This window comes from Streptomyces sp. NPDC040622 (genome assembly GCF_055593965.1).
Map to the genome: position 1 here is coordinate 270,148 of NZ_JBVIXD010000006.1, position 22,104 is coordinate 292,251.

The 22,104-nt window shown below is 72.6% G+C and carries 21 protein-coding genes and 1 pseudogene; 14 read left to right on the forward strand and 8 right to left on the reverse strand.

Going from position 1 to position 22,104, the window contains the following annotated elements:
• The first annotated feature begins 65 nt into the window (after window positions 1-65).
• A complete protein-coding gene (locus ACZ592_RS18960) occupies window positions 66-566 on the forward strand; it encodes an SCO4402 family protein (protein WP_471582705.1) in 501 nt (166 codons plus the stop codon).
• A gap of 79 nt (window positions 567-645) precedes the next feature.
• Window positions 646-1,527 carry a formyltetrahydrofolate deformylase gene (gene purU / locus ACZ592_RS18965; protein ID WP_471582706.1) on the forward strand — a complete coding sequence of 294 codons (882 nt, stop codon included), beginning with the start codon at window positions 646-648 and terminating at the stop codon, window positions 1,525-1,527.
• A 16-nt stretch (window positions 1,528-1,543) separates the two neighbouring features.
• Here the strand turns inward: purU and ACZ592_RS18970 are convergent, their stop codons facing one another.
• Both ACZ592_RS18970 and ACZ592_RS18975 read right to left on the reverse strand, forming a co-directional pair.
• Complete coding sequence (locus ACZ592_RS18970) at window positions 1,544-2,887, reverse strand: zf-HC2 domain-containing protein (protein WP_471582707.1); 1,344 nt, start codon at window positions 2,885-2,887, stop codon at window positions 1,544-1,546.
• Window positions 2,884-3,456, reverse strand: a complete 573-nt coding sequence (locus tag ACZ592_RS18975) for a sigma-70 family RNA polymerase sigma factor (protein WP_471582708.1) — start codon at window positions 3,454-3,456, stop codon at window positions 2,884-2,886. Before ACZ592_RS18975 ends, ACZ592_RS18970 begins: the two co-directional genes overlap by 4 nt.
• Window positions 3,457-3,769: 313 nt before the next feature.
• On the opposite strand from ACZ592_RS18975, the gene ACZ592_RS18980 reads away from it, so the two are divergent.
• On the forward strand, window positions 3,770-4,144 hold the full coding sequence (locus ACZ592_RS18980; protein ID WP_471582709.1) for an STAS domain-containing protein: 375 nt from the start codon (window positions 3,770-3,772) through the stop codon (window positions 4,142-4,144).
• A gap of 46 nt (window positions 4,145-4,190) precedes the next feature.
• Here ACZ592_RS18980 and ACZ592_RS18985 read toward each other — a convergent pair whose 3' ends face one another.
• Entirely contained in the window at window positions 4,191-4,625 is a 435-nt protein-coding gene (locus tag ACZ592_RS18985; protein ID WP_471582710.1) for a hypothetical protein, read from the reverse strand.
• A gap of 203 nt (window positions 4,626-4,828) precedes the next feature.
• Here ACZ592_RS18985 and ACZ592_RS18990 point away from each other — a divergent pair, with 203 nt between their 5' ends.
• Window positions 4,829-5,341 (forward strand): EF-hand domain-containing protein, encoded by a 513-nt coding sequence (locus ACZ592_RS18990; RefSeq protein WP_471582711.1) that lies wholly within the window; start codon window positions 4,829-4,831, stop codon window positions 5,339-5,341.
• A 22-nt stretch (window positions 5,342-5,363) separates the two neighbouring features.
• Here ACZ592_RS18990 and ACZ592_RS18995 read toward each other — a convergent pair whose 3' ends face one another.
• Window positions 5,364-6,938: an AMP-binding protein gene (locus tag ACZ592_RS18995; RefSeq protein ID WP_471582712.1), complete on the reverse strand. Its 1,575-nt coding sequence runs from the start codon at window positions 6,936-6,938 to the stop codon at window positions 5,364-5,366.
• 217 nt (window positions 6,939-7,155) lie between these two features.
• On the opposite strand from ACZ592_RS18995, the gene ACZ592_RS19000 reads away from it, so the two are divergent.
• From ACZ592_RS19000 to ACZ592_RS19010, 3 genes and pseudogenes are all read left to right on the forward strand, one after another.
• Window positions 7,156-8,298, forward strand: a complete 1,143-nt coding sequence (locus ACZ592_RS19000) for an acyl-CoA dehydrogenase family protein (protein ID WP_471582713.1) — start codon at window positions 7,156-7,158, stop codon at window positions 8,296-8,298.
• Between the two features lie 7 nt (window positions 8,299-8,305).
• Complete coding sequence (locus tag ACZ592_RS19005) at window positions 8,306-9,145, forward strand: acyl-CoA dehydrogenase family protein (RefSeq protein ID WP_471582714.1); 840 nt, start codon at window positions 8,306-8,308, stop codon at window positions 9,143-9,145.
• A gap of 463 nt (window positions 9,146-9,608) precedes the next feature.
• Window positions 9,609-10,010, forward strand: a pseudogene (locus ACZ592_RS19010) (ATP-binding protein); the annotation flags it as partial.
• Between the two features lie 708 nt (window positions 10,011-10,718).
• On the opposite strand, the gene ACZ592_RS19015 reads toward ACZ592_RS19010, so the two are convergent.
• Window positions 10,719-11,693: a cyclase family protein gene (locus ACZ592_RS19015; protein WP_471582715.1), complete on the reverse strand. Its 975-nt coding sequence runs from the start codon at window positions 11,691-11,693 to the stop codon at window positions 10,719-10,721.
• Between the two features lie 84 nt (window positions 11,694-11,777).
• Between ACZ592_RS19015 and ACZ592_RS19020 the strand changes: the two genes are divergently transcribed.
• From ACZ592_RS19020 to ACZ592_RS19030, 3 genes are read left to right on the forward strand one after another with little or no spacing between them, the layout of a single operon-like run.
• Window positions 11,778-12,689, forward strand: a complete 912-nt coding sequence (locus tag ACZ592_RS19020) for an SDR family NAD(P)-dependent oxidoreductase (RefSeq protein ID WP_471582716.1) — start codon at window positions 11,778-11,780, stop codon at window positions 12,687-12,689.
• Window positions 12,690-12,703: 14 nt separating this feature from the next.
• A complete protein-coding gene (locus ACZ592_RS19025; protein ID WP_471582717.1) occupies window positions 12,704-14,083 on the forward strand; it encodes an acyl-CoA dehydrogenase family protein in 1,380 nt (459 codons plus the stop codon).
• A 12-nt stretch (window positions 14,084-14,095) separates the two neighbouring features.
• On the forward strand, window positions 14,096-15,145 hold the full coding sequence (locus tag ACZ592_RS19030; RefSeq protein ID WP_471582718.1) for a Zn-dependent alcohol dehydrogenase: 1,050 nt from the start codon (window positions 14,096-14,098) through the stop codon (window positions 15,143-15,145).
• 282 nt (window positions 15,146-15,427) lie between these two features.
• Here ACZ592_RS19030 and ACZ592_RS19035 read toward each other — a convergent pair whose 3' ends face one another.
• Window positions 15,428-15,952, reverse strand: a complete 525-nt coding sequence (locus ACZ592_RS19035; RefSeq protein ID WP_471582719.1) for a DUF6790 family protein — start codon at window positions 15,950-15,952, stop codon at window positions 15,428-15,430.
• 56 nt (window positions 15,953-16,008) lie between these two features.
• Between ACZ592_RS19035 and ACZ592_RS19040 the strand changes: the two genes are divergently transcribed.
• Both ACZ592_RS19040 and ACZ592_RS19045 read left to right on the forward strand, forming a co-directional pair.
• Window positions 16,009-16,467 (forward strand): MarR family winged helix-turn-helix transcriptional regulator, encoded by a 459-nt coding sequence (locus tag ACZ592_RS19040; RefSeq protein WP_471582720.1) that lies wholly within the window; start codon window positions 16,009-16,011, stop codon window positions 16,465-16,467.
• Window positions 16,468-16,792: 325 nt separating this feature from the next.
• Complete coding sequence (locus ACZ592_RS19045; RefSeq protein ID WP_471582721.1) at window positions 16,793-18,037, forward strand: MFS transporter; 1,245 nt, start codon at window positions 16,793-16,795, stop codon at window positions 18,035-18,037.
• On the opposite strand, the gene ACZ592_RS19050 is transcribed toward ACZ592_RS19045, so the two are convergent.
• Window positions 17,972-19,018: a GlxA family transcriptional regulator gene (locus ACZ592_RS19050; RefSeq protein WP_471582722.1), complete on the reverse strand. Its 1,047-nt coding sequence runs from the start codon at window positions 19,016-19,018 to the stop codon at window positions 17,972-17,974. The two genes, ACZ592_RS19045 and ACZ592_RS19050, sit on opposite strands and share 66 nt — an antisense overlap.
• A gap of 71 nt (window positions 19,019-19,089) precedes the next feature.
• Between ACZ592_RS19050 and ACZ592_RS19055 the strand changes: the two genes are divergently transcribed.
• Window positions 19,090-20,409 carry an MFS transporter gene (locus tag ACZ592_RS19055; protein ID WP_471582723.1) on the forward strand — a complete coding sequence of 440 codons (1,320 nt, stop codon included), beginning with the start codon at window positions 19,090-19,092 and terminating at the stop codon, window positions 20,407-20,409.
• A 15-nt stretch (window positions 20,410-20,424) separates the two neighbouring features.
• Here the strand turns inward: ACZ592_RS19055 and ACZ592_RS19060 are convergent, their stop codons facing one another.
• Window positions 20,425-21,069, reverse strand: a complete 645-nt coding sequence (locus ACZ592_RS19060) for a flavin reductase family protein (RefSeq protein WP_471582724.1) — start codon at window positions 21,067-21,069, stop codon at window positions 20,425-20,427.
• A gap of 83 nt (window positions 21,070-21,152) precedes the next feature.
• Between ACZ592_RS19060 and ACZ592_RS19065 the strand changes: the two genes are divergently transcribed.
• Entirely contained in the window at window positions 21,153-22,070 is a 918-nt protein-coding gene (locus ACZ592_RS19065) for a hypothetical protein (protein WP_471582725.1), read from the forward strand.
• Window positions 22,071-22,104: the final 34 nt, after the last annotated feature.

Consider the following 22,104-nt stretch of genomic DNA (forward strand, 5'->3'; position numbering starts at 1 on the left):
GACAGTGACATGAAGGTGAACGGGCGGGGTCCGGTTCGCGAGCGCGGAGTGGGAACGTACGATCCATGACCGTGCAAGGTTCGGAGAACTCTTCCCGTCGCGGCCGTCGCTCCAGCACCATGGGTGGCATGCCGACCAACGACATGCCGTGGTGGCGCTGGCGCAGCAACGTGCGCTCGGCGCTGCACATGCTCTCCGATCCGCACTTCCAGCGGGAGTGCTGGCTCGCGGGCCGCGAGGAGTACGGGGACGTGACCGACGCCGTGTACCGGCTCGTCGAGGACACCTGGCTCGACAACTGGTCCGCCGAGAAGTACGTGGGGACGATCTTCCGTGACCCGCAGGAGGCGGCCCTCGTCGACACGGCCGTGCTGCGCGTCCTGCGGATCATGCACGAGGTCGGGCCGGACGCCCTGGTCTCCGTGTACCTGGAGCACCCGGGCTGGCCCGAGGCGGTCCGCGCGGCCCGCGACGCGCACGTGCGCCTCGCGGCGGGCGACGGCGACGACCCGGACACCGAGCCGAAGACCCTCGAAGTGCTGCGGATCCTGACCCGGTCCGCCTGACCGGGCGGCGCGCCCCGCGACAGGTCCGACGGGCGGGACGATTGCCCCGCGGGGCGGCCGCTGTGGGAACCTTGGCCGCATGAACGAGCAGTCCCCGGCCCCCGCCGCCCCCGCTGAGCAGTACGTCCTCACCCTCTCCTGCCCCGACAAGCAGGGCATCGTGCACGCCGTGTCGAGCTACCTCTTCATGACCGGCTGCAACATCGAGGACAGCCAGCAGTTCGGCGACCACGACACCGGACTGTTCTTCATGCGGGTGCACTTCTCGGCGGAGGCGCCGGTGACCGTGGAGAAGCTGCGGGCGAGCTTCGCGGCGATCGGTGACTCCTTCCGCATGGACTGGCAGATCCACCGCGCCGACGACAGGATGCGGGTCGTGCTGCTCGTGTCGAAGTTCGGGCACTGCCTGAACGACCTGCTGTTCCGCTCGCGGATCGGCGCGCTGCCCGTGGAGATCGCCGCGGTCGTCTCCAACCACACGGACTTCGCCGAGCTCGTCTCCTCGTACGACATCCCCTTCCACCACATCCCGGTGACCAGGGACAACAAGGCACAGGCCGAGGCCCGCCTGCTCGATGTCGTACGCGAGGAGGAGGTCGAGCTGGTCGTCCTCGCCCGCTACATGCAGGTCCTCTCGGACGATCTGTGCAAGCAGCTCAGCGGGCGGATCATCAACATCCATCACTCCTTCCTGCCGAGCTTCAAGGGCGCGAAGCCCTACCACCAGGCGCACGCGCGCGGTGTGAAGCTGATCGGCGCCACCGCGCACTACGTGACGGCCGACCTCGACGAGGGGCCGATCATCGAGCAGGAGGTCGAGCGGGTCGGCCACGGCGTCACCCCCGACCAGCTGGTCGCGATGGGCCGCGACGTGGAGTGCCAGGCGCTGGCGCGCGCCGTGAAGTGGCACGCCGAGCGCCGCATCCTCCTCAACGGCCGCCGCACGGTCGTCTTCGCCTAGGGCCCTGTCCGGTCCGCTACATCCGGCTCAGCGAGGCCGCCGCGAACAGGACGTCACGGATCGCGTCGCGGTCCCCGTCCTGCCCCGCGGCCGCCTCCTCCGGCGAGACGTGGCCCGCGGCCAGCCGGCAGAACTCGACGCCGTCCAGCGCCACATGGGCCACCTCGTGCTCGCGCGACGTGGTGGCCGCGGGCGAGTCGAGCGGGATCAGCCACTCGCCGCCGCCGAGCCCCTCGATCTCCAGGCGCAGGCTGCGGCCCGGCCTGCCCGCCTCGACCAGGCGGCGGGCCGGTGTGGCGAGCCCGGTCCTGCGGCGCTCGGCGAGCGTGCCGGGCAGCATCCGGGCGGCGAGGTCGATCATGCGGTGGAGGTGCCGGGGCGAGGGCGGCTCGTAGGGGTAGTCCACGGCGTCCGCGATGTCGCCCGCGTGGATCCAGCACTCGAAGGCGCGGTCCACCATCGAGTCCCGCAGCGGCAGCTCGGCCGCCTGCCCGGGATCGGGTCCTTCCGCCGAGGGCACGGGTCCGTACGGCACGGGGAGCCGGCCCGAACCGCCGCCCGCGAACGACACCGTGCGGATCAGCTCGTGCGTCTGGTCGCGCCAGGGGTTGCGCACCGCGCGCGTGGGCGGGAAGTACGAGGCGTTCCAGTACGCCTCGGTGCGGTGGGCGGGGTCGCGCGGGACGCGCACGTCCCGGCCGAGCGGGTCGTCGAGGCCGAGGGCGAGCCCGACCATGCCGTCGACCGCGAGGAGGTGCGCGATGACCCCGGCGACGGTGGTCTTCCTGCTGACCGGGCCGTCCTCGTCGAACCAGCGCAGCCGCACCGGCGCGTGCCACTCCGCGTCGCCGATGTCCTTGAGGAGCGCGTCGAGGCGGGCGGTCTCCGCGTCGTACGGAACGGCCCACTCCGGCACGGGGATGCGGGGCGGGCGACGGCCGAGGCAGCTCTCCAGGACGCGGGTGCGCAGGCTCGGGTCGAGGTCCAGGGACTCCTCGGGGTGCAGCAGGCCGACGGCGTCGCGCAGCCGCAGCGCCTCGTCCGCGCAGGGGCCGCAGTCGCCGAGGTGTTCCTCGACGGCGGTGGCCTCCGCCGCGGAACAGGCGGAGAGCGCCCACGCACCGAGGAGGGATTTGAGGACGGGGTGCTCCAGGACGAGCGGATCGGGGGACGGGGAAGGGGCGGGCACGGGCAGGCCGGTGTCCTCCATGGAGGAGCGCGGCATCGGTATGCGCGGCACGATCGCGGCCGCCTGGTCCTCGCCGCGCTCGCCGCGCGCGTCCTGCGGGCGGCCGGTGTCCTCCGTACTGTCCGGACGGTCCGGCTCGTCGTGCGGCTCGGGGCGCTCGGAGGCGGTCACAGCGCGGTCCCGGGGCCGGCGGAGGGGGCGCCGTTGTCGTTGGCCGTGGACAGGAGCTGCAGGCCCAGGCGGAGCCTGCGCCGTGCCTCGTCCTCGGTGACGCCCAGGTCGGCGGCGGTCTGGCGGTAGTCGCGCCGCTGGAAGTACGCGAGCTCAAGGGCGGCCCGCAGCGGGGTGGGCATGGCCGTGACGATGTAGTCCGCGCGGGCGGCCGCGGAGGCGCGGCGGACCTTGCGCTCCAGATCCTCCGGGGTGCCCTCGCCGCCGCGCGCGAGGGCCTCGGCCTCGGTCTGGCGGAGTCTGCTGACGGCCTGTTGGTGGGCGAGGCCGGCGATCCAGGAGCGCAGCGGGCCCTGGCGGGGGTCGTACGCGCCGGGGTTCTCCCAGACGTGGCCGAAGACCTCGCGGGTGATGCGGTCGGCTGCGCTCTCGTCGCCCAGGACGCGGTGGGCCAGGCCGTGCACGAGCGAGGCGAACCGGTCGTACAGCTCGCCGAGCGCGGCGGCTTCCCCGTGCGCGAGCCGCTGTTGCATCCGGCGGTCCCAGCGCCGTGGCGCGTCCTTCGGCATGCGGCCCCCTCGTGCGCTTGCCTCGTTCTGACTGCGTGCTGTCTGCGTGCTGCCTCTGTGCTGCCTCTGTGCTGCCTCTGTGAACGGTACTTCGCGTGTCCGGCTCCCCCTCGAATGTAGTCGGGACCACCGACAACGCACCTCTGTTTGCGGCAAAGCGGGGCCTGGGGAGGAGCCCGGATGATATTGACGGTGGGTTGCTGGTGTTTCATGGGGGGAGTGGTGGGGCAGCCGAAGCTGAACGAAACGTAAGGACTGCTTCCGGATCACTCCGGAACCGCGGAACAGGTAGGTCGAGCGAGAGGCGTAGCGCGTGACGCTCAAGGTGACGGTGGGCGAGGAGGCCGGCTGGGCCGTGCTGTGCGTCTCCGGCGAAATGGACCTGCTGACCTCACCCGTGGTGCGCCAGCGCGTGCACGACGCCGTGGCCGACGGCCGCCGCCGCATCGTCCTCGACCTCTCCCAAGTGCTGTTCTGCGACTCCAGCGGCGTCGGCGTGCTGATCGCCACGCGGCGCCTCATCCGTTCCTTCCAGGGCCGGCTGCGGCTGATCCTGCCCGCGCAGGGCGCCGAGGACGGCTCGCACGTCAACCGGGTCCTCGCGGCCCTCGGCGTGCGCCGCCTCTTCGAGGTCTTCCCCGACGTGCCCGCGGCGCTGGACGAAGAGGCGACCCCGCTGTCGGCCTAGCAGTCGGCCGCCTGTCCGGCCCGCCTCGTCGAGAAGGTGGCCGGCCTCACCCCACGTGCCGTTTCGCCGCCGCCACGAAGGAGTTGATGGCGTCGCGCGAGACGCGGCGCCGCTCGGCGAGCACCCCGCGGTCGTCGGTCCTGTGCACGTCGGCGACCTGGTCGAGGGTCTCCCAGGCGAGCCGGACGAGTTCGTCGTCGCTGGTGAGCAGCTGCACCCGGAACAGTGCCTCCTGGGCCTCCGAGCGCAGCTCGTAGGAGCGGAAGCGGGTCTCCTCGCTCTCCGTGGTGCGGTTCTCCGCCCTGCTGAACCAGCGGTCGACCAGGACCCGCCGGTAGTTGACGAGCGCCCCCGCGTACGCGCAGTACGCGTCGATCCGTTCCTGCCGCAGCTTCTCGGCGCGGGTGAACCGCTCGGTCCGCTCGATCGACCTCCGCTGGAAGGAGTGGGTGACCCCCGCGCCCAGGAGGGTTCCCAACACCGCTATGAGACTCGCCGCAACCGCTTCCACGCGGAACGGTGCAGCACATCACCCGTGTGACACATCCTTGTCCCGGAATTCCCGCGGTCTTGACACAAGCATCGCTTTCCCGTCTCTGGGCAGTCGTCAGGACGTACGCTCGCAGCCGGGGAACCAGCCCCCGAGCACGTACCCAACCGCGGAAGTGAGGCGGCCCGAAGAACATGGACAGTGCCGAGTACGAGCGTAGGATCGCGGCCCGGTTCGCCACCTTCGACCAGGACGGCAACGGATACATCTCCCGTGAGGACTTCAGCACGGCGGCGGCCGCCCTGTGCACGGAGTTCGGGGCCACCGCGCGGTCCGAGAAGGGGCAGGCCCTCTACATCGGGGCCGAGGCGTTCTGGCAGGGCATGGCCGGGATCGCGGACCGCGACGGGGACCAGCGGATCACCCGGGACGAGTTCGTGGGCGGCGCGGTGAAGCGGCTGCGGGACAATCCCGACCGGTTCGCCGAGATCGCCCGCCCGTTCCTGCACGCGATGATCGGTGTCGCCGACGGCGACGCGGACGGCGCGGTGACGCCCGCCGAGGCGGGGCGCGCGCTCAAGGCGCTCGGTGTGCCCGAGGACGTCACCGCGGAGGTGGCCGCCGCCCTGGACGCGGACGGCGACGGCCGGGTCGCCGAGCAGGAGGTCGTGACGGCCTTCGCGCAGTACTTCACCGTCCCCGAGTAGGCCCGCTCAGCCGCTCAGCCGCTCAGCCCGAGAAGCGCTCCCGCAGCTTGTACTTGAGCACTTTGCGGAGCGTCTCGTTGCGGGGGAGCGCCTCGACCAGCTCCAGCTGTTCCGGCAGCTTGTAGGGGGAGAGGCCTTCCCCGCGCAGGTACGTGGTGAGGGCGTCCAGCGTCAGGACGCCGGTGCCCGCGCGCTGTTCCACGACCGCGCAGACCCGTTCGCCGCGCTCGGGGTCGGGCAGGCCGACGACGGCCGCCTCACCCACGGCCGGGTGCTGGTGGAGCAGGTCCTCGATCTCCTTGGCGGAGATGTTCTCGCCCTTGCGGATGATGATGTCCTTCGCCCGGCCCGTGAGGACCAGGTGGCCGCTCTCCTTGAGGTGGCCGAGGTCCCCGGTGATCAGGAACCCGTCGGCGTCGAAGACGGCCGCGCTCTGCGCCGCGTCCACGTAGCCCTGGCAGACGGCCTCCCCGCGCAGCCGTACCTCGCCGTCCGTGCCGGGCGGGAGCTGTTCGCCGTCCGCGTCCGTGATCCGGATCTCCATGCCCTCCGGGGGCCGCCCCTCGGTCGTCGCGAGGTTCTCCGCGGTGTCGTCGGGGGCCCCCATGGTGATCATCGGAACCTCGGTCATGCCGTACCCGTGGGTGAGCTGGCAGCCCATCTCGCGCACCACCGCGTGGTAGACCTCCGGCGGCTTGGGCGCGCCGCCGCCCGCGAGGAGGCGCAGGGTCGGTATGACCTTCCGGCCCGCGGGGAGTTGGCGCTGCTCGGTGAGGAACATCGAGTAGAACGCCGTCGAGCCGCCCGCCACGGTCACCCCGTGCCGCCGGTAGCCGTCCAGTGCGGCCGGCAGCGCGAAGTGCTCGAACATGACGGCGGGGAAGCCGTAGAGCAGCAGCATGACGGTGTAGTCGGGTCCGGCGATGTGTGCGAAGGGGAACGCCATCGAGCCGATGTCCGAGGCCTTCAGGTGCAGGGCGTGCGCCAGGCACGAGCCGCCCGCGATCAGTGAACGGTCCGTGTGCAGCACGCCCTTGGGGTCCGACGTGGTGCCGGACGTCCAGTAGATCCAGCGCACCGACGTGCCCTCGGCGGGCGGTGGCGGCAGGACGGCCGGGTCGCCGTCGGGCAGCACGTCGTACGCCTCGAAGACCTTGAAGTCGCCGCCCGCGCCGAGCCGGGCCGCCATCTCGGTGTGGTCGAAGCCGCGCCAGACGCCGGGCACCGCGAAGAACTCCGCCTTCGACTCCCGCAGCGCGAAGCCGACTTCGCGTTCGCGGTGGAAGGGGATGACCGGTGACTGCACGGCGCCGATGCGGGCGAGCGCGAAGGAGAGCAGGGCCGTCTCGATGCGGGTGGGCAGCTGCCAGGCGACGACCGTGCCGGGCCGCACGCCCATGTCGTACAGCCCGGCGGCGACCCGCTCGGCGCGCTCGCGCAGCGCCCCGAAGGTGAGCGTGCGGTCGTCGGCGGCGTCGGCGGCGGCCTGGAGGAGGACGGGCCCGTCGGGGGTGAGGTCGGCGCGGCGCGCGATCAGCTCCCAGAGTGTGCGGGACTCGCCCAGTTGGTACGCGGTCTCGTTCCGAGCGGTCCTCATGCGGTCCCCTCCCGGTGTCACGGCCGGGACGCGTCCGGTGGCAGGAGTGCGCCCCCACGGCCGAAACTGACGGATAGTCAGATCGTGCGGAGAGCGTAAGCCCCGGCGCCTTGTCGGTCCAGGGGTGCGGGGCTAGCCTGCTGCTGACGGTTCGTCAGATCTGGCTCGGCTGGACGGCCGCAGGGACACATGACCGACCTGGAGGCGTAGGAGCCGCATGGACCTCACGTACACCCCCGAGGAGGAGGACTTCCGGGCCGGGCTGCGCGACTGGCTCGCCGCCGCCCTCCCGAAGCTCCCCGCCAAGCCCTCGCCCCAGGACTGGCCCGGCCGCCGCGCCTACGACACCGCGTGGCAGCGCATGCTCCACGACGCGGGCTACGGAGAGGTCCACTGGGACGCCTCCCCGACCCAGCGGCTCATCTTCCTGGAGGAGACGGAGAAGGCGGGCGCCCCCTACGTGGGTGCCAACTTCGTGGGCCTGCTCCACGCCGGCCCGACCATCGCCTCCCAGGGCACCCCCGAACAGCGCGAACGGTGGCTGCCGCCCGTCCTGCGCGGCGACGACGTCTGGTGCCAGGGCTTCAGCGAGCCCGACGCCGGATCCGACCTCGCCTCGCTGCGCACGCGCGCGTGGCGCGACGGCGACCACTACGTGGTGAGCGGGTCCAAGATCTGGACCTCCCACGCCGAGGTCGCCGACTGGTGCGAGCTCCTGGTGCGCACGACCCCCGTCAGCGAGGCGGTGCCCAAGCACCGGGGCATCACCTGGCTCGCGATGCCCATGGACGCCCCCGGGATCACCGTGCGGCCGCTGCGCACCCTCGCCGGCTCCACGGAGTTCGCGGAGATGTTCCTCGACGAGGTGCGGATACCGCTGGCCAACCGCGTCGGGGACGAGAACGACGGGTGGCGCGTCACGATGGTCACGCTGTCGTACGAGCGGGGCACCGCCTTCGTGGGGGAGGTGGTGGCCTGCCGGCGCGTCCTTGGCGAGCTGGCCCGCGAGGCCCGCGCGAGCGGCCGCTGGGACGACCCGGCGCTGCGGCGCAGGCTCGGACGCCTCAGCGCCGAGTTCTCCGCGCTCTGGCGCCTCACCCAGTGGAACGTCAGCGAGGCGCAGCGCACGGGCGGGGTGCCGGGGGTCGGCGGCTCGGTCTTCAAGCTGCGCTACTCCCACGCCCGCCAGGAGCTGTACGACGCCGCGGCCGAGGTCCTGGGCCCCGCCGCCCTCGACCTCTCCCACGCCTGGGTGCTCGACCGCCTCTCCTCGCTCTCGTACACGATCGCCGCGGGCACCTCGCAGATCCAGCAGAACATCGTGGCCGAGCGGATTCTCGGCCTCCCGAAGGGGCGGTGAGGATCCGATGGACTTCCACATCACGGACGATCAGCGGGCGTTGAAGGACGGCATGCGCCGGCTCCTGGCGGGGCGGTTCTCCCTGCGGGACGCCACGGACCGCATCGACCGGGCGCTGTGGCGCGAGCTCGGCGACGCGGGCTTCTTCTCGCTCGCCCTGCCCGAGGCGGCGGGCGGGGTCGGACTGGGCCTCCCGGAAGCCGTGTTGGTCTTCGAGGAGGCGGGACGCGCCCTGCTGCCGGGGCCGGCGGTGGCGTCCTTCCTGGCCGCCGGGATCGTCCCCGGCGCCGCCTCCGGGGACGTCGTGGTGACCGCCGTCGACGGCACGCTCGTGCCGTGGCTCGACGAGGCGGACGCGGTGCAGGGCGACGCGACGGGCGCCGTGCCGCTGCGGTCCCTCGACCCGCTCACCCCGCTGCACCGGGTGCCCGACGCGGGGAGCCTCGCCCAAGGAGCCCTCCTCTATGCGGCCGAACAGCTCGGCAGCGCCGCCCGTACCTGTGAGAGCGCCGTCCAACACGCCCGGGATCGCGAACAGTTCGGGCAGCCGATCGGGGCGTTCCAGGCCGTCAAGCACCTCTGCGCGCAGATGCTCGTGCGGGCCGAGCTCGCCCGTAGCGCTGTGTATGCGGCGGCTGTCACCGGGGACCCGCTCGACGCCTGCGCCGCCAAGCTCCTGGCCGACGACGCGGCCGTGCGCAACGCGCGCGACTGCCTCCAGGTGCACGGCGGCATGGGGTTCACCTGGGAGTCCGACGTCCACCTGCATCTCAAGCGGGCCTGGGTGCGGGCCGAGCTGGGGCGGACGGCGCGGGACGCCGAGGAGGAGCTGGCCGCGGCGCTCTGAGGGTGGTTCCAGGACATTGGGCTGTCCGAAATAAGGGATTTTGTGGCGTTTGACTCTGTTGTTTCACAGGTCGCCCCGGCCGCCCGAAGACTACTCAGCGTCGATATCGGGTTGTGTCCTAGGCGTGACTCGTCACGGCATGGAGTCGGTGTCCGGCTCGGGTACCTTGTGTGGGATGCGAGTGGTTCAGAGGCCGAGCCATGCCGGTGTTGCCCATGAGGCGGCGCCGGACCCGGCGATGCGCGCCGCTCGCAGTACAGGGCGGTGCTCTGCCGCCGCCTGTTCGACCCCCTGCGGTGCGCGTCGCACAGTATGCAGCACGCGTACTCCTTCGCGCTGGAATATGCCCGAAGCGCTTGTTGGGGTGACTGAACGTCAATCATGCTGTCTCCCAAGGGGATCACGTTCCGTGACCCTGTGGAGTCGCGAGGCGATGTGTCCGCCGGTTCGGATGGTGTGAGCGGTGCAGGTGCTTCAAGTTCAGCTGGAGGTCGGGGCCGACCCCGCGGAGGTGGGGCGGGCCAGGCGATGGGCCCGTTCACGGCTCGCGGGCTCGGGGATAGAGGCCGACGAGCCGGTTGCCGAGACGCTGATCCTGCTGATCTCGGAACTCGTGACCAACGCCGTTGTGCACACCGGCTGTCCGGCCGTGCTGCGCATGCTGCTCCCCGGCGTCCCCGCCGACGCGCCGGGGACGGTCCGGGTCGAGGTGGCCGACAGCAGCGCCCGTCCGCCCGCGCAGCGGCATGCCGAGGGCGACGACACCAACGGCCGCGGCCTGGAGCTCGTCGACGGCCTCGCGGACCGCTGGGGCTGGCAGCCCGAGGGTGCGGGCAAGAGCATCTGGTGCGAGGTCGACCGGTGCGACTCCGGCGTCGCCCCGGTGGCCTTCGAGGGCACGACCCACGACGGCGCGGCCTACGACAGGGCCGCGTACGACCCGGACGCGTACGACAGGGACGCGTGCGACAGGGACAGGTACGACAAGGCCGCCTATGGCGGCGTGACGGCCTGCGGCGGGCCGGTCTACGACGGCAGGGTCCACGACGTACGGCCCCGCGGCGTGACGGCCTGCGACGGGGCGGCCTACGACGGCGCGGGCGCCGGCCGGACGTTCCACGACGGGGTGGCCTACGGCGACATGGACATCGCGTACGAGGCGGTCTGAACGGCGGGTCGCGGGCCGGCCCGCGAGGGTGTGGGCCCACGCGCCTGCGCAGCCACAGCCCCTGAGCCCGTATGCGCCGTCGCGTGCCCCGATGCGCACGCCCGTGCGCGGGTGGGGCAAACCGCGCATAGCTCCTTAATCACCGAGTGGGTGTTGACGTACCGTGTCCGATTGATCACGCTTGTGTGCAGCGATTCGCCGCGAGGGGACGTCGAGGGTGCTCGGTGACGGAGGTCCTTGACGAGGTGTGGGTCGCGAGTTCGGCGCCAGTCCCTTCGTGGCCGCACGGGACAGGGCCAAGCGCCGGAGCCGGACGGCGGCGTGCGCGGCGGCGTGCTCGGGGCGAATGCCGACGCGCCGCCGTCCGGAGTGCGCCGTCCGCGACCGCCGCGGCGCCTGCGCCACCTACAGCACGGCGACCGGCGCCACCGGTGTGCCCGTCCCGCCGATGAACGGCTCCGGCATCGCCGAGAGCAGGAACGAGAAGCGCGAAACTTCTGCACAGGCTGTGGACAACTTTTCCAGATTCCAGTTCTGGCCCTGCAGCATCCCCATCTCGACCAGATGCAGCGCGTGCACGGGCAGCCACAGGTTCTCGATCTCCGGCGGGAAGATCTCGAAGGTCAGGGTGTCGTTCGCGACCGCCGCCACGTCCCGCGCGTGGAACCACTCGGGCGTGCGCAGGGAGAGGCCCGGCGACGGATAGGCGTACGCGTGTTTGTCGCCCGCCAGGTAGACCTGGAGCTGGCCCGTGCGGACGAGCACGATGTCGCCCGCCCGGACCGTGAGGCCCCCGAACTCCGCCGCCTCGTCCAGGTCTTCGGGCGTCACCACGTGATCGCCGGGCAGCCGGTCGAGGCCCTTGGCGCGCGCCACGTCCAGGAGGACGCCACGCGAGACGACGTGAGGAGCCTTGTCGATGCCGCTGAACCGCGCGCCCGTGTGGGCCGTGATGCTGTCCGCGGGGCGGCCGTTGTAGATCTTCCCCGAGTGGGACACGTGCGTGAGGGCGTCCCAGTGGGTCGCCGTCTGCAGGCCCATCGTCACCGCGTCGTCGCTGGTGGCGACCGTGCCGGGGCCGAACAGCTCGTGATTGATCTGCACCATGGTGTGCAGCGGGTTCACCCGGCCCGGGATCATGCCCGTCTGGACGCCGTCCTCCTGCAGCGGCAGCGCGAGCGGGACGCGGCGCCCGGTCCGCACCTCGGCGGCGGCCGCCCGTACCACCTCGTCGGTGATCAGGTGGAGCGTGCCGGTCTCGTCGTCGGCGCCCCAACGGCCCCAGTTGTTCACGCGTTTGGCGATGTCGTGGAACTCGGGGGGCAGGGCGGCGGGTGCGGGGGCGTCCGCAGGGCCGGTGGTCGCGTCCGAGTCTGACATGAGTCCTCCGCGGGGCTTGTCTTCCGGTGTCTGACGGGTCATAGAATCTAACGGTCCGTCAGAAACCGCGGGAAGGGGCCGGACGTGGGGAACTTCTTGGCAGGCAAGGTGGTGGCCGTGACCGGCGCCGGGCGGGGCATCGGCAGGGCCGTCGCGCTGGCCGCGGCGGCCGAGGGGGCGAAGGTCGTCGTCAACGACTACGGCGTCTCCATGGAGGGCGGCGAGCCGACCAGCGAGATAGCCGACGCCGTGGTCAAGGAGATCCAGGCCGCGGGCGGCGAGGCCGTCGCCGTCGCGGACGACATCTCGACCATGTCCGGCGGCCGGCGGATCGTCGACGTCGCGCTCGCCGAGTACGGGCGGATCGACGGAGTGGTGTGCGTCGCGGGGATCCTCCGCGAACGGATGCTGTTCAACATGTCCGAGGAGGAGTGGGACCCCGTCGTCGCCACTCACCTGAAGGGCACGTTCACCGTCTTCCGGGCCGCGTCCGCGGTGATGCGCAAGCAGGGCTCGGGCACGCTCATCGGCTTCACCAGCGGCAACCACCAGGGGTCCGTCGCACAGGCCAACTACAGCGCCGCGAAGGGCGGGATCATCTCGCTGGTGCGCAGCGCGGCGCTGGGCCTGCACAAGTACGGGGTCACCGCCAACGCGGTCGCGCCCGTCGCCCGGACGAGGATGTCGGCGAACGTCCCGATGGAGCTGAAGGAGATCGGCGAGCCCGAGGACGTCGCCGCGCTCGTCGTCTACCTGCTGAGCGAGCGGGCGCGCGAGGAGAAGATCACCGGGCAGGTCTACACGATCGCGGGACCCAAGATCGCCGTGTGGGCCCAGCCGCGCGAGCTGCGTGCCGGGTACGCGGACGGGGCGTGGACCCCCGAGAAGATCGCCGACTTCCTGCCGGGGACCGTGGGGACCGACCCGATGCCGATGCTGGCCCAGCTGGAGGCGATGGCGAGGGCGGCGGCCGGTCGAGAACGGCCGAACGCGTAGGCGGGGGCGCGGCGGTGGATTTCGGTTTCGGACCCGAGGACGAGGCGTTTCGCGCGAAGGCGCGGGCGTGGCTCGCCGAGCACCTCACCGGTGAGTTCGCCGGGGCGGTCGGGCGGGGCGGGCCCGGGAGCGAGCACGAGGGTGGGGTGGAACGGCGCGCCTGGGAAAGGGAGTTGGGGCGGGGCGGGTGGATCGGGCTCGGGTGGGGCGGGGGGAGTGGGCCTGGACGGGAGGGGGACGGTGGGCTCGGCCGGGACGGGGGCAGTGGGCATGGGCGGGACGGAGGCGGGGGTGGCTCCGGGGTTGGGGTCTACGGGAATCGGCGGGCCACGCTGACCCAGCAGGTCGTCTGGGCCGAGGAGTACGCGCGGGCCAAGGCGCCAGGGCGGTACGGGCACATCGGGGAGAACCTCCTCGCGCCGACGCTCCTCGCGTACGGGAGCCAGGAGCAGCGGGACGAGTTCCTGCCGTCGATCGCGCGGGGCGAGACGCTGTGGTGCCAGGGGTACAGCGAGCCCGGGGCCGGCTCCGACCTCGCGGGGGTGCGGACGCGGGCCGAGCGGGACGGGGCGGACTTCCGCGTCACCGGGCAGAAGATCTGGACCTCGTTGGCCCATGAGGCGGACTGGTGCTTCGTGCTGGCTCGGACGGGGACGGGGACGGGGGCGGCGGCGGAGGCGAAGGCGGGGCGTGGGCATCTCGGGCTTTCCTTTCTGCTGGTGCCCATGGACCAGCCCGGCGTCGAGGTCAGGCCCATTCGGCAGCTGACCGGGACCAGTGAGTTCAACGAGGTCTTCTTCGACGGTGCACGCGCGCGTGCCGCGCACGTCGTGGGCGGCGTCGGGAACGGGTGGCGGGTCGCCATGGGGCTCCTCGGGTTCGAGCGGGGCGTCTCCACGCTGGTCCAGCAGATCGGCTTCGCGGAGGAGCTCGCGGAGGTCGTCCGTGAGGCGCTGGACCGTGGCGCCGTGGAGGACCCGGTGGTGCGGGAGCGGATCGTGCGGCAGTGGGCCGAGCTGCGGGTCATGCGGTGGAACGCGCTGCGCACGTTGGGGAGTTCGGGCGGCGGTGCCGGGGGCGACGATGGGGGTGGCAGGGGCGGCGGCAGTGGTGAAGGTGGCGTTGCGCGCTCCGGGGCGCCCAGTGTCGCCAAGCTGCTGTGGGGGCGGTGGCACCAGCGGCTCGGGGAGCTGGCCATGGCGGTGCGGGGGGCGTCCGCCGCGGCGGGGCCCGTGGACTGGCGGCCCGACGCGCCGTACGAGCTCGATCCCCTGCAGCGGCTCCATCTCTTCAGCCGTGCCGACACCATCTACGGCGGCTCGGACGAAGTGCAGCGGAACATCATCGCCGAGCGCGTGCTCGGTCTGCCGAGAGAGGCCAGGGGGCCTCGGTGAGGGGTGTGCGGGATGAGGGGCGTTGTCTTCGACGGGACGCGGGCCGAGGTCGTGGACGATCTGGAGGTACGTGATCCGGGGCCGGGGGAGGTCCTCGTCGCGATCGCCGCGGCCGGGCTCTGCCACAGCGATCTCTCGGTGATCGACGGGACCATTCCGTTTCCGCCTCCGGTCGTGCTCGGGCACGAGGGGGCCGGGGTCGTCGAGGCGGTCGGCCCCGGGGTCGCGCACGTGGCGCCCGGAGACCATGTGGCGCTCTCCACCATCGCCAACTGCGGGGCGTGCGCGGAGTGCCACCGGGGGCGGCCGACCATGTGCCGCAAGGCCATCGGGATGCCGGACCAGCCGTTCTCGCGGGGCGGCAAGCCGGTGTACCAGTTCGCGGCGAACTCCGCCTTCGCGGAACGCACGATCGTCAAGGCCGTGCAGGCCGTGAAGATCGCGGACGACATTCCGCTCACCTCGGCGGCGCTCATCGGGTGCGCGGTCGTGACGGGTGTGGGCGCCGCGCTGAACCGGGCCAAGGTCGACCGGGGGGACTCGGTCGTCGTCATCGGTACCGGCGGGATCGGGCTCAACGTGCTGCAGGGCGCGCGGATCGCGGGCGCGACGACGATCGTCGCCGTCGACGCGAATCCGGCGAAGGAGGCGGTGGCGCGGCAGTTCGGGGCGACGCACTTCCTTCGGTCGACGGAAGGCGTGCGGGATGTCCTGCCCCAGGGGGCCGACCACGCCTTCGAGTGTGTGGGGCGGGTGGAGCTCGTACGGGAGGCGGTGGATCTGCTGGACCGGCACGGGCAGGCGGTGCTGCTCGGGATGCCGGCGGCATCGGCGGAGGCGTCGTTCGTGGTGGCGTCGATGTTCCTGGACAAGTCGATCCTGGGCTGCAGGTACGGGAGTTCGCGCCCGCAGCGGGATTTCGCGCTGTACGCGGAGCTGTACCGGGGTGGACGTCTGCTCCTGGACGAGCTGGTGACGGCGACGTATCCGGTGGAGGACTTCGCGAAGGCGGTGGGGGATGCGGGGGCGGGGAGGGTGGCTCGGGGGGTGTTGACGTTCTGAGGTGTCTGGCCCCTGGGCCCTGAGCGGTTTGGGGTGGGGTGGAGTGGGGCGGGTGGGGTGTGTTCGTCTTTCGGGTGCGGGTGTGGTGTGGCTTGTCGCGCAGTTCCCCGCGCCCCTGGGGTTCGTCTGTGGGGCGGGGTCGCGGGGGTATGTACGTACTCGCTATCCCTGCGCCACGCTGCACGAACAAAGACGCCATTGTTTCCTCGGTGCTCCGTGCGCACATACCCCCGCGCCCCCTCCGGCCGGTTGGGTGGGTGCCGGCCGGTGGGGGTCAGGGGCTCACATGGCGGGGGCGATGGCGCGGCTGCCGGCGGATCGCTCGCGGCGGAGGTCTCGTGCTGCCAGGGCGATCATCACGGCGGGGATGAGGATGTCGTTGGCCAGGATGCCGCCCGTGTTTCCTGCGGCGTGGTCGCCGTGGGCGAACCACTGGTAGACGTGTCCGATCGTCGCTCCCCACAGGAACGCGGCGGCCGCGAGCCCGCTCGTGAGGCGTTCACGGGGTGACGCGGACGCGCCGCGGAAGCCCAGCAGGGCGAAACCGAGGTTGGCGAAGGCGATCTCGAACTGGAACGGCGAGTGGGCGAAGCCGATGGCGTCGGCCATGCCGTCCGGGAACACGAGGAACGTGAGCGTAATCCACAGGCTTCCGATGCCGAGGGCGCCGACGGACCACCAGCGCTGCCAGATCTCCGCCGAGGGCCTGCCGGGATTGCGGCGGCAGCTCAGCTGCGCCCCGAGGGCGGGCACGAGGAGGAAGAGGAGCGGGAACGTGGTCTGAACCGCGTACGGGAGAGTGTCCATGCATCGAGTGTTGCATGGTTAATATTAACCACGCAAGTGTCCGGTAGAGTGGGCGCATGGATGAAGGACTGGCAGAGCTTCTGCACCGCGTGGTCATGCTGATGGGTGAGGCGGCCCGGCGCCGCGCCGGCCCCGAACAGCGTCTCTCTCCAAGTCAGTTGCGACTGCTCGGCACCCTTGAGGAGATCCAGCCCGCCACTCAGCACCAGCTCGCCGAGGCGCTGAACCTGTCCGACCCGGCCATCAGCCGCGCGCTGCGCCCGCTGGAGGCGGAGGGGCACGTGACGGTCAGCGTCGACCCCGCACACCGGCGCCGGCGCCTGGTCTCCCTCACCTCGATGGGCCAGGCCACCTTCCTCGCCGAGGGAAAGCCCCTGGAGGAAGAACTCCGCGCGGCCCTCCTGAAGGCCGGCTTCCCCTACGAGCGCTACCTGGCAGACACGCTCCGGCTGGCCGCCCTGCTGGCCCCCACGGAACCCCGCCGCGGATCCGCCTCCCCCAACGAACAAACGTGACACCGGAGCGACCGCCGGGGGAGGGGGAGGGGGGCGGTTGCTCTTGGGGGGGGTGGGGAACTGTGCGATCAGCCACGACGGCCGCGCAGCCGAATGCGCTCCGTCTCGTGCAGCGGCGGGTGGTTGTCTTTGGGGGGTGCGGGGGACTGCGATCAGCCATGACGGCCGCGCAGTCGAACACGCTCCGTCCCGTGGAACGGCGGGTGGTTGTCTTTGGGGGCGCGGGGAACTGCGCGACAAGCCACGACGGACCCGCACCCGCCCACGCGGAATCCCCCCCACCCACCCCACACCGCCCAAGGCCAGGGGCCAGTAACGTCGGCGCATGACCTATCGCGAAGTCGCCTCCGCGGAGGTCGCCCGGTGGAGTACCGTCGCCGTGGGGGCGAGGCTCCCCGTCGCCGCCGCCCCCCTCGCCCTCGTGTTCCTCGTCCGCGAGCGGCCCGGCGGCTACGCCCTGGGTGCCCTGCTCGCCGCCGTCTACGTCGTGGGCGAGATCGTCGGCGCCCCCCTGCTCGGCATGCGGATGCGCCCGGAGCGCGCCCGGCCGCAGCTGGCCGCGGGGCTCGCCGTGGGCGCGCTCGCGTTCACGGCGCTCGGCGCCCTGCCGGACGCCCCCACCGCGGTCCTGGGAGTCCTCGCCTTCGTCGCGGGCGCCGCCCCCGCCGCCGCGCCGGGCGGGCTGCGCGCGCTGTTGACCGGCCTCGTGCCGGATCGGGCCGTCGCCCAGGCCCTTGCCGTCGAGTCGATGCTGACCTTCGTCATCTGGGCGATCGCGCCCGCCGCAGTGACGGGCCTCGCGCTGGGAGTGTCGGCGCATGTGCCGCTGCTGCTGACGGGGGCGTTGATGGCGGCCTCGGTCGCGGGGCTGTGGATGCTGCCCGCGGGGTGGGAGTCCGACGCGGACGACCGCGGCGGTGAGTCCATGGCGCGGATCCTCGTGCGGGCCTGGCCGGTCTTCGTGACGGGCGCGGCCAGCCTGTCGATGCTCGCCCTCGCCGAGCTGGTGCTGCCCGCACTGCTCGAACAGCGGGGCACGGGGGTCGGCTGGGCGGGGCCCCTGCTCGCGGGGCTCGCGGTCGGGTCGGCCGTGGGGTCGTTCGTCTACGGGCTGCGGTCCTGGCCGGGACGGCTGCGTACCCAGAGCATGGTGTTGATGTTCGGCGTCACCGGCTGCCTGGCCCTCGTGGCCGTACTGCCCGGCGTGGGCTGGCTGTTCGCCGTCCTGGCCGTCGCCGGGGTGCTGCAGGCCGGTGCCATGCTCACCCGGAACCTCTCGTTGCGCGAGATCCTGCCGCCGAGCGCCCTCGCCGCGGGCTACTCCGTGATGTACGCGTGCGTGGGCGCCGGTTACGCGGCCAGCGGGTCGCTCGCCGGAGCGCTGATGAGTGTCGTGTCGCCGTCGACCGCGCTGCTCGCGGGCGTCGGGCTCGGCGTCGTGCTGACCGTGATCGGTGTGCTGGGGGAGGTGCGGCCCCCGGCGCGGGACTGCGCGGCCCCCCGCTCAGGCGGTGACGTCGCGGAACGTGCGGCGGTACGTGGTGGGGGTGACCCCGAGCGCAGCCTGTAGGTGCTGCCGCATCGACTGCGCCGTGCCGAAGCCCGCGTCCCGCGCCACCTGGTCGACGGAGAGGCCGGTCGACTCCAGGAGGTGCCTGGCCCGCTCCACGCGCTGCTGCGTCAGCCACTGGCCGGGGCTGATCCCGACCTCCTCACGGAACCTGCGGGTGAACGTGCGGACCGACATCGCCTCCTGCTCCGCCATGTCGCGCAGCTGCAACGGCTGGTCGAGCCGGCCGAGCGCCCAGGCCCTCGCGGAACGCGTCGTCGCCAACTGCGGTTCGGGCAGCGGGCGCTGGATGTACTGCGCCTGGCCGCCGTCGCGGTGGGGCGGTACGACGGTGCGGCGGGCCACCTCGTTGGCGATCGCGGTGCCGTGGTCCCTGCGTACGACGTGGAGGCAGAGGTCGATGCCCGCGGCCACGCCCGCCGACGTCAGGATGTCGCCGTCGTCGATGAACAGCACGTCCGCGTCCACCTCGACCCGGGGGAACAGCTGCTGGAAGTGCTCGGCCGACGACCAGTGCGTCGTCGCGGGGCGGCCGTCCAGGAGGCCCGCCGCGGCCAGGACGTACCCGCCCGTGCAGATGGCGACCAGGCGGGTGCCCGGTCGGATGTGGGCGAGGGCCGCCGCGAGCTCTCCGGTGAGGCGGCCCTCCTCGTGCACCGGGCCCAGCTCGTACGAGGCCGGGATCACGACCGTGTCCGCGGTGGCCAGCGTCTCGGGGCCGTGTTCGACGAGGATCGCGAAGTCGGCGTCGGTGCGGACCGGGCCCGGCGCGCGGACCGAGCAGGTCACCACCTCGTACAGCGGTCGCAGCTCCGGGGTGCGCGCGCCCTTGAAGATCCGCTGGGGGATGCCCAGTTCGAAGGGGATCACGCCGTCCAGGGCCAGGACGACGACGCGGTGCCGGGCGGGGGCGGGCTCCTGCGCGGTAGTCGCGGTGGTGGGTGTGGCTGGTGCGGGCTCTCGTGCGGCGCGGAAGGACATGGCCCGATCCTAGCGAATGCTGTCCCTCGGGCCACTCGTTCGGGACGGACCGCTTCCCGATGCTGGATGACGTGACCCAGACAACCGAGACGCCCGCGCGGAGCGCCCCGCCGAGCGCGCCCAGGCGCCGCACTCCCCGTATCCACCGTGCGTGGTTCGTCGCCGCCGTCACGTTCGTGACGATCATCGGCGCCGCCGCGTTCCGCTCCCTGCCCGGCCTGCTCTTCGACCCGCTGAACGAGGACTTCGGCTGGTCGCGCGGCACCGTCGGCCTCGCCGTCTCCGTCAACCTCGCCCTCTACGGCCTGACCGCGCCCTTCGCCGCCGCCCTCATGGACCGTTTCGGCATCCGCAAGGTCGTCGCGGTCGCCCTCGTCGTGATCGCCTGCGGCTCCGGCCTGACCGTGTGGATGAACTCCGCCTGGCAGCTGCTGCTCTGCTGGGGCCTGCTCGTCGGCCTCGGCTCGGGCTCGATGGCGCTCGCCTTCGCCGCCACCGTCACCAACCGCTGGTTCACCGAGCGGCGCGGCCTGGTCACCGGCGTCCTCACCGCCGCGTCCGCGTCCGGGCAGTTGATCTTCCTGCCGCTCCTCTCCTGGATCGTCGACTCGTACCGGTGGCGGCCCGCCGCCGTGACCGTCGCGCTCGCCGCCCTCGCGGTCGTCCCCTTCGTCTGGCTGCTGCTGCGGGACCACCCGGCCGACGTGGGCCTGAAGCCGTACGGGTCCAAGGAGTTCGTGCCGAAGCCCCCGCCCGTTCCCGGCGCGGCCCGGCGCGCGGTCACGGTGCTCGTCAAGGCCGCCCGCACCGGACCCTTCTGGCTGCTCGCGGGCAGCTTCGCCATCTGCGGGGCCTCCACCAACGGGCTCATCCAGACCCACTTCGTGCCCGCCGCCACGCACGACCACCACATGCCCGTCCAGGCCGCCGCCTCACTGCTCGCCGTCATCGGGATCTTCGACGTCGCCGGGACCATCGCGTCGGGCTGGCTCACGGACCGCTTCGACGCCAGGCGCCTGCTCGCCGTCTACTACGCGCTGCGCGGTGTCTCGCTGCTCTTCCTGCCGCTCGTCCTCGCACCGGCCGTCCACCCGCCGATGATCTTCTTCATCGTCTTCTACGGCCTGGACTGGGTGGCCACCGTCCCGCCGACCCTCGCCCTCTGCCGCGAGCAGTACGGCGACGACAGCGCGATCGTTTTCGGCTGGGTGCTGGCCTCGCACCAACTGGGCGCCGCCGTCGTCGCGTTCCTCGGTGGCGTGGTGCGGGACACCTTCGGCTCGTACGACGTGATCTGGTACGCCTCCGGGGCGCTGTGCGCGGCGGCGGCGCTGATGGCCCTGGTGATCCGGCGACGCGAGCCGGCGCCCGTCGCGGTCCTCGGCGGGTGAGGCGGCGCGCTCTCCTCAGCGGGTGAGGCGGCCGAACTTTCCCCGGTGGAACAGGAGCGGGTCGGCGTCGCCCTCGGACGTGCCGAGGGCGTCCACCCGGCCCACCACGATGAGGTGGTCGCCGCCCGTGTGCACGGCCTGGACCGTGCAGTCGATCCAGGCGGGCGCGCCCGCCAGCCGAGGCGAGCCGGAGACCGGTGCCGCGTCGTACACCACCCCGGCGAACTTGTCGGCGCCGCTGACCGCGAAGCCGCGGCACAGGTCGCCCTGGCCGGCGCCGAGGACGTTCACGCAGAAGACGCCCGCGCGCGCGATGCGCGGCCACGTCGTCGACGTACGCGCCACCATGAAGGAGACCAGCGGCGGGTCCAGGGAGAGCGACGAGAAGGACTGGCAGGCGAAGCCCGCGGGGCCGTCGGGCCCGGTCCCGGCTCCTGCCCCTGCTCCTGCTCCTGCGGGCGGGGCCGTGATCACGGTGACGCCCGTCGCGAAGTTGCCGAGGACCCTGCGGAACTCCTCGCGGTCCAGCGGCGCCCGCTCGTCGTCGCCGACCGCACGCAGCTGAGGGCGCGGTAGAGCCTCGACCGGGCCCGTGGTGGTGCTGGCCCCGACCGACCTGAGGTATCGGACGACGGTGGCCGCCATCCCTGCGTGTCCCATCACATCGCCCATTGAAGCTGACGGGGCGTCAGATGTGAAGGGTGTGGCCGGAACGCTTCGGCCCCAGGCGTATCTTCAACCCCATGAAGTGGGGGAATACGCGGCTGACCTGGGACGAAGTCAGTGTGCGGGCTGCCTCGGCGGCCTGCGCGGCACAGTTGCCGGTGGCCGGGGTGCTCGCATTCCTGCTCACACTCGACGACGACAGCCGTGGCTCAGGCGGCGGCCCCGCCATCGGCCTGGCCTGCGCGATCGTCTTCGCGCCGGTGCTGCTGCCGCTCCTCGGCCTGGTGCACTCCTCCGTGCTCACGCTCCCGGCCTGCTGGCTCGGCCGCTGGTCCGCCGCACGCGTGGGGCGCGGCCCGGAGTGGGCTTGGTCGCTCGGCTGCCTGCTGCCGGCCGGTGCCGCGTGGGCGGCGTTCTTCGCGGCGCTCGGAGCCTCGTTCCCCGGGCCCGCGCTGTGGATCGCGGCGAGCGGAGTGATCCCCGTGCTGAGCGTCGCGTACTGCCGTCGGCGCGAGCAACGCCTCGGCAGGCCGCTGCGCAAGGTCTGGATCCTCTCCGGGCTCGTCTCCGTCGGCCTGTGCGTGGTCGTCCTCGCGGGGGCCGTCCTGGCCACGCTGGCCGGGCTCCTCGACGAGTACGAGCCGCCGGAGCCGTCCGCCCGGCAGCTGGTCGGGGTCTGGCACGGCAGCGTGGAGCTGCGGCTGCTGGAGGACGGCCGTGCCGAGGTGGGTGGTTGTGGGGGTGGAAGCGGGCGTGGGGCCGGGTCGCGGTTCGTGGGGACGTGGACGGTCGGTGTCGACGCCGCCTTGGACCGGCCCGCTGTGGTGGTCGACGGGGCCGCGGCGGGAGACGGCGACGCGGATGACGGGGGCCGGGTGGGGTGCGGGGCGCACCGGACGTGGATCATCGGGGGGACGGAGGACGACCTCGAACTCTTCGTGACCGTCGGGGACCCGGACGACCCTGAGATCGAGATCCTGCGCAGGGCGGACTGAGGGGAGGGGCCCGGAGGAGGCCGGAGGGGGCCGG

Bases quoted from the DNA above. Each gene is read 5' to 3' on its own strand.
- ACZ592_RS18960 (WP_471582705.1), top strand. From the start codon at position 66: ATGACCGTGCAAGGTTCGGAGAACTCTTCCCGTCGCGGCCGTCGCTCC.
- purU (WP_471582706.1), top strand. From the start codon at position 646: ATGAACGAGCAGTCCCCGGCCCCCGCCGCCCCCGCTGAGCAGTACGTC.
- ACZ592_RS18975 (WP_471582708.1), bottom strand. From the start codon at position 3,456: ATGCCGAAGGACGCGCCACGGCGCTGGGACCGCCGGATGCAACAGCGG.
- ACZ592_RS18990 (WP_471582711.1), top strand. From the start codon at position 4,829: ATGGACAGTGCCGAGTACGAGCGTAGGATCGCGGCCCGGTTCGCCACC.
- ACZ592_RS18995 (WP_471582712.1), bottom strand. From the start codon at position 6,938: ATGAGGACCGCTCGGAACGAGACCGCGTACCAACTGGGCGAGTCCCGC.
- ACZ592_RS19000 (WP_471582713.1), top strand. From the start codon at position 7,156: ATGGACCTCACGTACACCCCCGAGGAGGAGGACTTCCGGGCCGGGCTG.
- ACZ592_RS19005 (WP_471582714.1), top strand. From the start codon at position 8,306: ATGGACTTCCACATCACGGACGATCAGCGGGCGTTGAAGGACGGCATG.
- ACZ592_RS19015 (WP_471582715.1), bottom strand. From the start codon at position 11,693: ATGTCAGACTCGGACGCGACCACCGGCCCTGCGGACGCCCCCGCACCC.
- ACZ592_RS19030 (WP_471582718.1), top strand. From the start codon at position 14,096: ATGAGGGGCGTTGTCTTCGACGGGACGCGGGCCGAGGTCGTGGACGAT.
- ACZ592_RS19035 (WP_471582719.1), bottom strand. From the start codon at position 15,952: ATGGACACTCTCCCGTACGCGGTTCAGACCACGTTCCCGCTCCTCTTC.
- ACZ592_RS19040 (WP_471582720.1), top strand. From the start codon at position 16,009: ATGGATGAAGGACTGGCAGAGCTTCTGCACCGCGTGGTCATGCTGATG.
- ACZ592_RS19045 (WP_471582721.1), top strand. From the start codon at position 16,793: ATGACCTATCGCGAAGTCGCCTCCGCGGAGGTCGCCCGGTGGAGTACC.
- ACZ592_RS19050 (WP_471582722.1), bottom strand. From the start codon at position 19,018: ATGTCCTTCCGCGCCGCACGAGAGCCCGCACCAGCCACACCCACCACC.
- ACZ592_RS19060 (WP_471582724.1), bottom strand. From the start codon at position 21,069: ATGGGACACGCAGGGATGGCGGCCACCGTCGTCCGATACCTCAGGTCG.
- ACZ592_RS19065 (WP_471582725.1), top strand. From the start codon at position 21,153: ATGAAGTGGGGGAATACGCGGCTGACCTGGGACGAAGTCAGTGTGCGG.